This is a genomic window from Roseomonas sp. SRI_022, from assembly GCF_057586215.1.
The window spans coordinates 1-11,960 of the sequence record NZ_JBYCZL010000023.1; the positions used below are offsets into that span (position 1 = coordinate 1).

14 protein-coding genes and 1 pseudogene are annotated in these 11,960 nt (G+C 69.9%); 11 read left to right on the plus strand and 4 right to left on the minus strand.

Annotated features, from left to right (window positions below):
* A pseudogene (locus tag AC2YHJ_RS20280) lies at positions 1-210 on the minus strand (hypothetical protein); the annotation flags it as partial.
* A gap of 232 nt (positions 211-442) precedes the next feature.
* Here AC2YHJ_RS20280 and AC2YHJ_RS20285 point away from each other — a divergent pair.
* The 5 genes from AC2YHJ_RS20285 (at position 443) to AC2YHJ_RS20305 (ending at position 4,758) form a co-directional block, all read left to right on the plus strand.
* A complete protein-coding gene (locus AC2YHJ_RS20285; protein WP_487397964.1) occupies positions 443-1,651 on the plus strand; it encodes an MFS transporter in 1,209 nt (402 codons plus the stop codon).
* A 20-nt stretch (positions 1,652-1,671) separates the two neighbouring features.
* Positions 1,672-1,866: a twin transmembrane helix small protein gene (locus AC2YHJ_RS20290; RefSeq protein ID WP_487397965.1), complete on the plus strand. Its 195-nt coding sequence runs from the start codon at positions 1,672-1,674 to the stop codon at positions 1,864-1,866.
* Positions 1,867-2,097: 231 nt separating this feature from the next.
* Entirely contained in the window at positions 2,098-2,847 is a 750-nt protein-coding gene (locus AC2YHJ_RS20295) for an electron transfer flavoprotein subunit beta/FixA family protein (protein WP_487397966.1), read from the plus strand.
* A gap of 2 nt (positions 2,848-2,849) precedes the next feature.
* Positions 2,850-3,773: an electron transfer flavoprotein subunit alpha/FixB family protein gene (locus AC2YHJ_RS20300; RefSeq protein ID WP_487397967.1), complete on the plus strand. Its 924-nt coding sequence runs from the start codon at positions 2,850-2,852 to the stop codon at positions 3,771-3,773.
* A gap of 106 nt (positions 3,774-3,879) precedes the next feature.
* Positions 3,880-4,758, plus strand: a complete 879-nt coding sequence (locus AC2YHJ_RS20305; protein ID WP_487397968.1) for a 3-hydroxybutyryl-CoA dehydrogenase — start codon at positions 3,880-3,882, stop codon at positions 4,756-4,758.
* 172 nt (positions 4,759-4,930) lie between these two features.
* Here AC2YHJ_RS20305 and AC2YHJ_RS20310 read toward each other — a convergent pair whose 3' ends face one another.
* Positions 4,931-5,431, minus strand: a complete 501-nt coding sequence (locus tag AC2YHJ_RS20310) for a DUF992 domain-containing protein (protein ID WP_487397969.1) — start codon at positions 5,429-5,431, stop codon at positions 4,931-4,933.
* Positions 5,432-5,536: 105 nt separating this feature from the next.
* Here AC2YHJ_RS20310 and AC2YHJ_RS20315 point away from each other — a divergent pair, with 105 nt between their 5' ends.
* The gene (locus AC2YHJ_RS20315) at positions 5,537-6,436 is read left to right on the plus strand and encodes an NAD(P)-dependent oxidoreductase (RefSeq protein WP_487397971.1); all 900 of its coding nucleotides are present in this window, start codon (positions 5,537-5,539) and stop codon (positions 6,434-6,436) included.
* The gene (locus AC2YHJ_RS20320; RefSeq protein ID WP_487397972.1) at positions 6,437-7,219 is read left to right on the plus strand and encodes a potassium channel family protein; all 783 of its coding nucleotides are present in this window, start codon (positions 6,437-6,439) and stop codon (positions 7,217-7,219) included.
* On the opposite strand, the gene AC2YHJ_RS20325 is transcribed toward AC2YHJ_RS20320, so the two are convergent.
* The gene (locus AC2YHJ_RS20325) at positions 7,220-8,005 is read right to left on the minus strand and encodes a helix-turn-helix domain-containing protein (RefSeq protein WP_487397974.1); all 786 of its coding nucleotides are present in this window, start codon (positions 8,003-8,005) and stop codon (positions 7,220-7,222) included.
* A gap of 112 nt (positions 8,006-8,117) precedes the next feature.
* Between AC2YHJ_RS20325 and AC2YHJ_RS20330 the strand changes: the two genes are divergently transcribed.
* Entirely contained in the window at positions 8,118-8,516 is a 399-nt protein-coding gene (locus AC2YHJ_RS20330; RefSeq protein ID WP_487397975.1) for a hypothetical protein, read from the plus strand.
* Positions 8,517-8,518: 2 nt separating this feature from the next.
* Here AC2YHJ_RS20330 and AC2YHJ_RS20335 read toward each other — a convergent pair whose 3' ends face one another.
* Positions 8,519-9,283, minus strand: coding sequence for a 3-ketoacyl-ACP reductase (locus AC2YHJ_RS20335; RefSeq protein ID WP_487397976.1), 765 nt, complete (start codon positions 9,281-9,283; stop codon positions 8,519-8,521).
* 171 nt (positions 9,284-9,454) lie between these two features.
* On the opposite strand from AC2YHJ_RS20335, the gene AC2YHJ_RS20340 reads away from it, so the two are divergent.
* From AC2YHJ_RS20340 to AC2YHJ_RS20350, 3 genes are all read left to right on the plus strand, one after another.
* Positions 9,455-10,183 carry an aspartate/glutamate racemase family protein gene (locus AC2YHJ_RS20340; protein WP_487397977.1) on the plus strand — a complete coding sequence of 243 codons (729 nt, stop codon included), beginning with the start codon at positions 9,455-9,457 and terminating at the stop codon, positions 10,181-10,183.
* Between the two features lie 80 nt (positions 10,184-10,263).
* Positions 10,264-10,512, plus strand: a complete 249-nt coding sequence (locus AC2YHJ_RS20345; RefSeq protein WP_487397978.1) for a hypothetical protein — start codon at positions 10,264-10,266, stop codon at positions 10,510-10,512.
* Positions 10,509-11,840 carry a CCA tRNA nucleotidyltransferase gene (locus AC2YHJ_RS20350; protein WP_487397979.1) on the plus strand — a complete coding sequence of 444 codons (1,332 nt, stop codon included), beginning with the start codon at positions 10,509-10,511 and terminating at the stop codon, positions 11,838-11,840. Before AC2YHJ_RS20345 ends, AC2YHJ_RS20350 begins: the two co-directional genes overlap by 4 nt.
* Positions 11,841-11,960 lie beyond the last annotated feature (120 nt).

Consider the following 11,960-nt stretch of genomic DNA (forward strand, 5'->3'; position numbering starts at 1 on the left):
CTGGGCCGGCGCGGCGGGCGTGGTGGCGGCGTTGCGGGGCGGCGTCGGCTGACGCTGGGGGGCGCGCGGCGTCCGCGGCGGCGCCGGCGCCTCGACCGCAGGAAGGGGCTCGGGTTCCTCGACCGGCACGGTCTGCGCCGCGAGCGGCCCCACGGGCAGCAGCAGCAGGAGCCAGAGGATCGCGAGGAGGTTTCGCCGGAGGCTATTCATGCCGGCAGGGACCCCATACCGGCGCCCGCGGTCAAGTCGGTCCGCCATGGCGGGATTGTGACAGGTGGCAATGCATGGCGACGGTGGCGGCTGGTTCGGCGCCGTCGCCCGCCCCGCACCGGCCCGCGCCCCCGCCAGCCATTCAAGGATACGAAGCGGGGCAGCCGGGCGCTGGAATCCCTCCGCGCCGGGTTGCGGCGCCGTCGCCCCCGGTCCAGCATTGCACCGCAACATGAACCATTCCCCTTCCGTCTGGACCGTGATGCTGGCCCTGCTTGGCGTGCATCTCGCGGGGATGGGCGTGTTCCTGGCCGTCCCCGTGCTGGCCCCGGCGATAGCCGCCGAAGCGGGCATTCCTGCGGCAATGGCAGGCGTCCATACCGCGCTGGTCTATGGCGGGGCCCTGGTGTCGGGGCCGCTCGCAGGGGCCTTCATCCGCCGTTACGGCGGCATCCGGGTGCTTCAGGCGGGGCTGGCCTTCTGTGGCCTCGCACTGTCCGTTTCGGTGCTGACGCATCCGGTGGCGCTGGCGCTTTCGGCCTTCGCCTGCGGGCTGGGGCATGGGCCGGTCACGCCGGCGGGCAGCCATCTGTTGGCGCAGAAGGCGCCGGCCAATCGCCGGTCGCTGATTTTCAGCCTGAAGCAATGCGGGGTGCCGGCGGGGTCCATGCTGATCGCCGCGGTGACGCCGGTGATTGCCCTGGCCTACGGCTGGCGGGCCGGGATCCTGGCGGTGGCGGGCTTCCTGCTGATCGCGGCGCTGGTGCTGCAGCCCTTGCGCGGGCCGCTCGACGCCGAGCGCGACCGCACCGCGCGGCTGGGCAACCTTCGCGCCGCCTGGGGCGCGGCGCTTGGGAGCCTCGCAATCCTGCGGCAGGTGCCGGTGCTGCGGCGGCTGACGGTGATGTCGGCGCTCTACGGCATATCCCAGTTCTGCTTTTCCTCATTCTTCGTGGTCTTCCAGGTCGAGGCGCTGGGCGTCCCGCTGACCGAGGCCGGCTTCCGGCTCGCCTTGGCCCAGGCCGCCGGGGTGGTCGGGCGGGTGGGTTGGGGGCTGCTGGCGGACCGGGCCGGGGCGAGGCCGGTGCTGACCGGCCTTGGGCTTGCGACCGCGGCGGCCGGGCTGGCGCTGCTGCTGGCCGGGCCGGGCTGGCCGGGATTGCTGGTCACCCTGGCGGGCATGGCCATGGGGGCGACGGCGATCGGCTGGAACGGCGTCTTCCTGGCGGAGACGGCGCGCCTTGCCCCGCACGGTCAGGTCGGCGCGACCACGGCCGCGGCCGGCTTCGTCTTCGGCGCCTGCATGCTGGTGGGGCCCCCGGCCTTCTCGGCGCTGGTGCAGGCGTCGGGCGGCTACGGGCTCGGCTTCGGGCTCTGCGCCGTGACGGCCCTGGTGGGCGCGACGCTGGTGCATGGCGGCAGGGCTGTTGCGAAGACATGAATCGGGTTTAGTAGGGGGCCATGATCACCTTCCTGACGATCCTGGTCGGGCTGTCGATGCTGGCCACGCTCGGGGTGTTGCTGGCCGGCGTGCTGGGGATGGCCGGCGGGCAGGGCGATTCCCGGCGCTCCAACCGCCTGATGCGCTGGCGTATCGGCCTGCAGTTCCTGACCCTGGTGCTGTTCGCCATCCTGTTGCTGCTGATGAAGCGATAGGAGGTCGTTCGAGAATGCGCCGGGCGGCGCATTCTGAAGATCGGCACCGGCCCGCTCCCCCACCCGGCCACCCAACGACAGTATCCTGGATGGGTGGCCGGGTGGGGGAGCGGGCCGGTGCCGGACTTCCCAAAGGTGGGAAACTTGCCCTGAGCGGGCCTGCCCCGTATTTTCCGGCCCCTGCGCGCGGCCGCGATGCGCGCTCAATCCAAGAAGGCACACGGTCGAACGATGAAGGTCCTCGTCCCCGTCAAGCGGGTGGTCGATTACAACGTGAAGGTCCGCGTGAAGGCGGACGGCACGGGCGTCGAGACGGCGAACGTCAAGATGTCCATGAACCCGTTCGACGAGATCGCGGTCGAAGAAGCCGTGCGCCTGAAGGAAAAGGGCGTGGCGACCGAGATCGTCGCGATCTCCGCCGGCCCTTCCGCCGCGCAGGAACAGATCCGCACCGCGCTCGCCATGGGCGCCGATCGCGGCATCCTGGTCGAGCATGACGGCGTGCTGGAACCGCTCGCTGTCGCGAAGATCCTCAAGGCGATCGCCGACAAGGAAGGCCCGCAGCTCGTCATCCTCGGCAAGCAGGCGATCGACGACGACATGAACGCCACCGGCCAGATGCTGGCGGCACTTCTCGGCTGGGCGCAGGGCACCTTCGCCTCCAAGATCGAGAAGGACGGCGAGACCCTGAAGGTCACGCGCGAGGTCGATGGCGGCCTCGAGACCGTGTCGCTCAAGCTGCCGGCGATCGTGACGACCGACCTGCGGCTGAACGAGCCGCGCTACGCCTCGCTGCCCAACATCATGAAGGCGCGCAAGAAGCCGATCGAGACGGTGAAGCCGGCCGATCTCGGCGTCGATGTCACGCCGCGGTTGACGGTGCTGAAGGTCGAGGAACCGCCCAAGCGCGTGGCGGGCAAGAAGGTGGCCTCGGTCGCCGAACTCGTCGAGAAGCTGCGCACCGAAGCGAAGGTGATCTGACCATGGCCGTGCTCGTTCTCGCCGACCACAAGGATGGCGGCATCACCCAGCCCACGCGCAGCACCGTCGCGGCCGCCGCGCCGCTCGGCGAAGTCCATGTGCTGCTGGTCGGCGAAGGTGCCGCCGCCGCGGCGCCCGCCGCCGCGAAGATCGCCGGCGTGGCCAAGGTGCTGACCGGCGCCGAGGCCCCGGTGCTGGCCGAACCGCTCGCCGCCCTGCTGGTGGCGATGGCGCCGGGCTATTCGCATCTGCTCGCGCCGGCTTCGGCTGCGGGCAAGAACGTGATGCCGCGCGTCGCCGCCCTGCTCGACGTGCAGATCCTGTCCGACATCGCCGGCGTGGTCGATGCCGACACCTTCGTGCGGCCCATCTATGCGGGCAATGCGATGGCGACGGTGAAGTCCGCCGATGCGAAGAAGGTGATCACGGTGCGCGCGGCGTCCTTCGACCCGGCCCCGGCCGAGGGCGGTTCCGCCGCCATCGAGGCCGCGCCGGCCGCCGCCGACCCCGGCCTGTCCACCTTCCTCGGTGCTGAGATCGTGAAGTCCGAGCGGCCGGAACTGACCGCCGCGCGGATCGTGATCTCCGGCGGCCGTGCGATGGCCTCGGCCGAGAACTTCCACATCATCGAGAAGGTGGCGGACATCCTGGGTGCCGCCGTCGGCGCGTCGCGCGCCGCGGTCGATGCGGGCTACGCGCCGAACGACATGCAGGTCGGCCAGACCGGCAAGATCGTAGCACCCGAACTGTACATCGCCGTCGGCATCTCGGGCGCCATCCAGCACCTGGCGGGGATGAAGGACAGCAAGGTCATCGTCGCCATCAACAAGGATGAGGAGGCGCCGATCTTCCAGGTCGCCGACTACGGCCTGGTGGCGGACCTGTTCAAGGCGGTGCCGGAACTGGAAGCCGAACTGTCCAAGTGATCTGAACGCTGCGGCCTTTTGCGACAGGGCAAGGAAGGTTGCGGGACACGGGGGGAAGGTCGCTTCCCCCCGTTTTCTTTTCTCCGGCGAGCATCAGGAGGCCGTGATGGCTGAAATCGCGAAGGTTGGTGTCATCGGTGCCGGCCTGATGGGCAACGGCATCGCCCATGTCTCGGCGCTGGCGGGCCTGCCCGTCGTGCTGATGGACGTGCAGCAGGCGGCCCTCGACAAGGCGCTCGCCACCATGTCCGGCAACATGGACCGCCAGGTGAAGAAGGCGATCATCACCGCGGAGGACAAGGCCGCCGCGCTCGGGCGCATCACCACCGCCACCACGAATGACGCCTTCGCCGATTGCGACATCGTCATCGAGGCCGCGACCGAGAACGAGGACCTCAAGCGCAAGATCTACGCGGCGCTGACGCCGAAGCTGAAGGCCAGCGCGATCCTCGCCTCCAACACCTCCTCCATCCCCATCACGCGGCTTGCCGCGGCGACCGACCGTCCGGGCCGCTTCATCGGCATGCATTTCTTCAACCCCGTGCCGATGATGCAACTGGTGGAGATCATCCGCGGCCTCGCCACCGAGGACGCGACCTATGCGGCGGTCGAGGCGCTGGCGGTGAAGCTCGGCAAGACGCCGGTGCTGGCGCAGGACTGGCCGGGCTTCGTGGTGAACCGCGTGCTCTGCCCGATGCTGAACGAGGCCATCCAGGCCCTGATGGAAGGCGTGGGCGATGTCCGTGCGATCGACGAGGGCATGAAGCTCGGCGCCAACCACCCGATGGGGCCGCTGCAGCTCGCGGATTTTGTCGGGCTCGACACGCTGCTCAGCGTCATGAAGGTGCTGCATGAGGGGCTGGGCGACCCGAAGTACCGGCCCTCCCCGCTGCTTGCGAAATATGTCGAGGCCGGCTGGCTCGGGCGGAAGTCGGGGCGCGGCTTCTACGATTATTCGACCAATCCGCCGACGCCGACGCGATAAAAGCCGAACGACGGAACCGAGAGGGGCTTTGCCCCTCTCGGGCTCTCCCCACCAAAGGCCTAAGGCCTTTGGAAACCTCAACCTGGTACCAGAGAGGCACCAGGAATCGGCATTCCAAAGGGCACTGCCCTTTGGTCGGGTGGTCCGGAGGGGCAAGGCCCCTCCGGAATCCTCACCGCGCCGCCGTCAGTTTCAACTCACCGACGCCAAGCGCGATGTTCAACCCGGTATTCCCTTCCACGCTGACCGGCTGCAGCGTGATGCCGCGGTTGCTGCCGCCCACCAGGACATTCGCGGCGCCACCGACGCCCGCCGTCGCGGCGGCGGACACGCCGGCATAGGTGCCGGCCAGCGCGCCGGGTTGGAGATCCCCGGTGCTCGCCAGCACGCCCCACAGCATCACGGCCGCGCCGGTGAAGCCGATATCGACGCCGTAGCGGCTGATCTCGCCGGCGTAGCGTTCGGCCGCACCGCGCGACGGCGTGAAGATGCAATGCACGTCGCGCGTCGAACCGAAGATGAAGCTGGTGCCGGCGGCGACATCGCAGCGCAGCGTGCCGGCGCGGACATTGCCGGTCATCTGCGGCGGCTGCTGGGACTGTGCGAGCGCCGGCGTGGCCGCCAGCAGGCCGAGGCCGAGCAGTGCGCCGAGCCGGGTGCCGATGTGACGCATGGTGCATTCCTTCTCACGATGGTGGCGGGCCGAAGCCCAGCCTTGGCGCAACGCCGTGGCCGCGCCATGGTTTCGTGAACCATGCCCCGGGAAGGACCCATGCCCATGACCCCCATCACCCCACCTGCCCGGATCGCCTTCATCGGCATGGGCGTCATGGGTGCCGCCATGGCGGCGAACATCATGAAGGCCGGCTTCGCGCTGACCGTCAGCAGCCGCAGCAAGGCGAAGGCGGAAGCCCTGGTCGCCGCGGGCGCGGAATGGGCGCCAACCGCCCAGGACGCCGCCGATGGCGCGGCCTGCGTCTGCCTCTGCGTGCCTGACACGCCGGATGTCGAGGCGGTGCTGTTCGGCGATGACGGCGTGGTGCATGGCGTAGCGCCGGGCACGGTGGTGATCGACTTCTCGACCATCGCTGCCTCGGCCTCCGCGGATTTCGCGCGGCGCATGGCCGAACGCGGCATCCTGCTGCTGGACAGCCCGGTCTCGGGCGGCCCACAGGGGGCGATCGACGGCACGCTGACCTGCATGGTGGGTGGGTCGGATGCCGCCTTCTCGGCCGCGCGCCAGATCTTCGACGCGGTCGGCAAGACCATCACGCTGCTCGGCCCGGCCGGGTCGGGGCAGATCTGCAAATCGGGCAACCAGCTCATCATCGTCGCGGCGATGCAGGCGGTGGCCGAAGCACTGACCATGGGCCGCAAGGCCGGGCTCGACCCGATGCTGATGCGTCAGGCGCTGCTTGGTGGCTCGGCGCGGTCCTTCGTGATGGAAAACCACGCGAAGCGTATGCTCGACCGCAGCTTCAAGCCGGGTTTCCGGGCGGAATTGATGCGCAAGGACATCCGCCTCGCGCTCGGCGCGGTGCGCGACAACGGCGTCTTCGCGCCATCGACCGCGCTCGCCGCGCAGATGATGGAGGCGCTGGTGAATTCCGGACGCGGCGACGACGACTGCGCCTCGCTTGGCGCACTCGTGGCAGAGCTGTCAGGGCTGAAGGACTGAATGCCCTCGCAGGTCACCCGGCTGCGGGCGCGGCTGCACCATTTCTACAATGGCCGCGCGCCTGAATGCCGCCGCTTCCGTTATGCGGTGCTGGCGCTCGACCTCGCGACCATCGCCTTCGTCATCGTCACATCCTTCGTCGAGCGCAATGCGGCGATTATCGTCATCGACGTGCTGGTCGGCATCGTGCTGGCGGTGGAATTCGCCGCACGGGTGGCGAGCAGCCGACGACCGTGGCGGGAGGCGCTGCGCCTCGCCTCGCTGGCCGATGTCATCGCCATCGCTTCCTTCCTCGCGCCGTTGACTGGGGAGGGTCTGGGCTTCCTACGGGTGATGCGCACGCTGCGGCTGCTGCATTCCTATCGGATGCTGGATACGCTGCGCGGGGATTCCGCCTTCTTCCGCCGCAACGAGGAAGCGGTGCTGGCGGCGACGCATCTCGGCGTCTTCATCTTCATCATGACCGCGCTGGTCTATGAGACCCAGCATGGCCACAACCCGCATATCGCGCATTATGCGGACGCGCTGTACTTCACCGTCACGGCGTTGACGACCACGGGCTTCGGCGACATCACCCTGCCGGGAACGACCGGACGCTTGCTGTCCGTCGTCATCATGCTGGCGGGCGTCACGCTGTTCCTGCGCCTGGCGCAGGCACTGTTCCGCCCGGCCAAGGTGCGCTTCACCTGCACATCCTGTGGGCTGCAGCGGCACGAACCCGATGCGGTGCACTGCAAGGCCTGCGGCGCGCTGCTGAACATCCCCGATGAGGGGCTGGACTGATCACGCCGCCGCCATGGCGCGCAACGCTGCCGCGGTCTCCCCATCGGCGGGGAAGAAGGTCTCCAATGTGATCTCGGCGAGCGTCACATCCGTCGCCGTGCCGAACACCGTCGTCGTGCTGATGAAGGCGAGCTCCCCGCCCGGCACGCGCAGTCGCAGCGGCGTGGCGATCAGGCCGAGCTCCCGTTCGGCGGAACTCGGGGTTGCGTCCGACCCGCCCGGATAGCGCGCGATTTCCGCCAACAACGCGTCGAGCCCCGGATCGGCCGAGGCATCCGCATCCCGCTTCAGCCGATCCATCACATGCGTCTTCCAGGCGCGCAGATTGGCGATACGCGGCGCGAGGCCAGCCGGATGCAGGCTGGCGCGCAGCACGTTCACCGGCGACCCAAGCAGCGACGGATCGACGCCTTCCATCAGCCGCATCGCGATGCGGTTCGCCGCCAGCAGGTTCCAGTGCCGGTCGACGGCGAGCGCCGGCCACGGCTCATGCCCCGACAGGATCATCTGCACCGCCTCCATCGCCGGGACGAGGGCGGGGTCGTCGATGCCGCGTTCGGCGTATTCCGGCGCGTGGCCGGCGGCCACCAGCAGCGCGTTGCGCGCACGCAGCGGCACGCTCAGCCGTTCGGCGAGGCGCAGTACCATCTCCCGGCTCGGTCGCGCGCGGCCCGATTCCACGAAGGACAGGTGGCGCTGGGAGATCTCGGCATCGAGTGCGAGATCCAATTGGCTGAGGTGCCGGCGCTGGCGCCATTCCTTCAGCAGCGGTCCGATCGTCGTCATGGGCTGCATCCTATCCCGGCACGTCGCGCGGTTCCGATGACCTCCGAGGTAATCGCATCGTCGCGCGGCATCGGCGATCTGTCGGGGCATCGGACATGAAGGAAACAGACCGATGTCGATGCTTCCCCAGACCCCCTTCCTGCGTTTCGCCCTGGCCGCCGACGCCGCCGCGAGCGGCCTGATGGGCCTTGCCTTCGCCGCCGCACCGGCAGCGATCGGCGCGCTGACCGCGCTGCCGCCCGGGCTGCTGCGGGGTGCCGGGCTGTTCCTGCTGGCCTATGCGGCGGTGCTCGCCTGGCTGGCCGCGCGCAGCGCGGTGCCGCGGCCGATGCTGTGGCTGCTGGTCGCGGGCAACCTGATCTGGGCGGTGGAATGCGCGGCACTGCCGCTGCTCGGCTTCGTCGCGCCGAATGGCTGGGGCATCGCGCTGCTGGCGGTGCAGGCGGTGGCCGTGGCGGTCTTCGCGGAGCTCTACATCATCGCCCTGCGGCGCGTGCCACGCGCCGCGTGACCTCAAAATCTCGGCACCAGCATTCCACCATCGACCGGGAAGGAATGCCCGGTCGAGAACGGCATGGCGCCGGCGGCCAGCGTGGCCACGGCGCCGCCGATATCCTCGGCCTCCCCCCAGCGGCGGATCAGGGACATGCCGTCCTCGATCTGCGCGGCATACTTGTCCCACACGCCGCGCGTCATGTCGGTGCGGATCATGCCGGGCTGGATGTCGTAGGTGTTGATGCCATGCGGCGCGAGGCGGAAGGCGAAGAGCTTCGCCAGCATCGTCACCCCCGCCTTGGACACGCAGTATTCCGCGCGGTTCAGCGAGGCCATGACGGAATTGATCGAGGAGATGAACACCAGAGAGCGATGCCCGCGCACCGGCGCGCCATCGGCGATCATCCGCTTCGCCAGCGCCTGGCTGAGGAAGAAGGTGCCGCGCGTGTTCACGTCCAGCAGCCGGTCCCAGGATTCCGGTGTCGTCTCCAGCATGTCCTGCCGCGTCTGCACCTGCACGCCCGCGACATTGGCGAGGCATTCCAGCCCGCCATAGGCGCCCCAGGCGGCATCGAGCAGCGCGGCATGCGCCGCGACGTCGCCGATATCGGCGGGAATGAAGGTGAAGCGGCCGCCCTCGGCCTCGACCGCGGCGCGCGTGTCCTCCGCGCCCTCGGCGGAGATATCGGCGCCGACGATGTCGAAGCCCTTTTGCGCCAGGGCGACGCAGCAGGCCCGCCCGATCCCGCGCCGTGCGCCGGTGACGAGTGCGGCTGGCTTCATCCTATCCCCCTTCAAGCACAAGGCCCGCCCCACCTTCCGGTGGAGCGGGCCTGTCACCGTTGACCGGCGCCGTTTCCTGGACGTTGCCCCGAACTAAGCAAAGTCATGACACAATTCTTGGGGGCCCCGGGTCAACGGGGTAGGTGTGCGGTGCAGCAAGGCGGAACAGCGATGCGGATCCTCGTCATCAACTCGAACACCACGCCGTCGGTGACCGACCGTATCGGTGCGGCGGCCCGCGCCGTGGCCTCGCCGGGGACGGAGATCGTCGCCGTCAGCGCCCCTTTCGGCCTGCCGCTGATCGTCACGCGCGCGGATTGGCTGGCCGCCGGGCCGGCGACGCTCGCGGCTCTCGCGGCCCATCGCGGCGGTTATGACGCGGCGGTGATCGCCTGCTTCGGCGATCCGGGGCTGGATGCGGCGAAGGAATTGCTGGAAGTGCCCGTGCTGGGCATCAGCGAGGCCGCCTTCCATGCGGCGGCGATGCTCGGCCGGCGCTTCGGCGTGGTGTCCTTCACCGCCGCGCTGCGGCCGATGTTCGAAGAATGCCTGGCGCATCACGGCCTGGCAGCGCGCTGCGCCGGCTTCCGCATGGGTCCGGCCTTCAGCGGCGATCCCGGCACGGTGGCGGAAGAACGGCTCGACCTGCTCGCGGGCCTATGCGCGGAGAGCGTGGAACAGGATGGGGCGGAGGCGATCATCCTGGCCGGCGGGCCGCTCGCGGGCATCGCGCCGCTGCTGCAGCCGCGCGTGCCCGTGCCGCTGGTGGACGGCACCCAGGCGGCGGTGCGCCTGGCCGAGGCCGTGGCGGGGCTGATGCCGCGTCACCCGCGCCGGCACCGTCCACGCGCGCTGACCGGCTTCGCGCCCGAGGTGGCGGGCCTTTACGGGGCACGCTGAGCACCAGGGCACATCCGCGTCCCGATCGCGTTAGTCTATGGGCGCGGGGAAGGCTGCCCCGATGCACGCCACGGAGTCGCATGCCCTATCTGGCCGAGTTCCTGCTGTTCCTGCTGCCCTTCGCTGCCTATGGGCTGTGGCGACGGATGAATCCGCAGACGGAACCCAGCGCGATCCTGCTCATCCTGGCGGGCATCGGCGTCGTGCTGATGCTGGGCGGCGCGTTCTGGTTTGGCGTGTCGCGCAGCCTGCCGGCCGGCACCACCTATGTTCCTGCCCATATCGAGGGCGACCACATCGCGCCCGGCCACGGGGAACGGCCACGATGACCGGAGCTTCGGGGGTGCCGATCCGTCGCCCCGCCTTCCTCGACCAGCCGGCTGTCGCGGCGGTGCTCGCTGCACTGCCGGGCGCGCGGGCGGTGGGCGGATGCGTGCGGGATGCGCTGGCGGATCGACCCTCCGCCGATGTCGATGTCGCCGCGCCGTTTCCACCCGAGGACATCATCGAGCGCCTGCGCCTGGCCGGGCTGAAGGTGTTCGAGACAGGCCTCGCCCACGGCACGGTGACGGCGGTGAAGGACCACCGGCCGGTGGAGGTGACGGCGCTGCGCCGGGACGTGGTGACGGATGGCCGCCACGCCGTGGTGGAATGGACCGTCGATTGGAAGGAGGACGCGGCGCGGCGCGACTTCACCATCAATGCCATGTCGCTGACGCCCGACAGCGTGCTGTTCGATTACTTCGGCGGCCTGGCGGACCTGTCCGCCGGCATCGTGCGCTTCGTGGGCGAGCCGGATACGCGCCTCGCCGAGGATTACCTGCGCGCGCTGCGCTTCTTCCGCTTCCAGGCGCGGTACGGGCGCGGCGCGCCGGACGCGGCGGCGGTGGCGGCGATCCGCCGGGCCGTACCGGGCCTCGCGCGGCTGTCGGCCGAGCGCGTCTGGATGGAGCTGAAGCGCATCCTGTCGGTGCCGGATCCGATGGCGGCGATGGGGTTGATGGTGGAGACCGGGGTGCTGGGGGCAGTGCTGCCGGAGGCATCGCTGCCCGGGCTTCTATCAGGCCTCGTGGCGATCGGCGCGCCGGCGGAACCGGTGCTGCGGCTGGCTGGCCTGCTGTTCCGGTCCGACCAGGCGGCGATGACGCGGGCTGCTGGGCTGCTGTCCCGGCGGCTGCGGCTTTCCGGTGATGAGACCGCGCTGCTGAACGCGCTGGCCGGCGCCTTCGAGGGCGAAGCACCGAACCTGTTTCGCCTGGCGCCGGACCTTACGGACATGGCCTTGCGCACGGCACTGGCGCAAGCCGATCGGCACTGGCGCGGCGTCGATGCCAAGGCGGTGCTGCTGGCGCGGTCCTGGCTGGCCCAGGCCTTGCCGCGCGAGGCATGGTCGGCGCCCCATCATTGGGCGGGAGAGGCGGAACCCTGGGCGGCCCTGCGCCGCCGTATCGTCGCGGAACCCGTGCCGGTGTTCCCCTTGGCGGGTCGCGATGCCCTCGCCCTGGGCCTGTCGCCCGGGCCGGCCATCGGCGTCCTGCTCGATGAATTGCGGTCCTGGTGGATCGCGCGCGGCTGCGCCGATGACCGTGACGCCTGCCTTGCGGAACTGCGCCAACGGCTGCCAGAAGTCGGCGGCGGGGCCGCACTCGGGGGATGAGTGGGGGATCCGGCCCCGCCGCCTTCACCGGAACGAAACAAGAACTAGCATGGCGCGGCGAAAGGTTTCAAGACCCTTGATGTGACACCTTCGCGCAGGCCGGATACCGCCCCCGCCCGT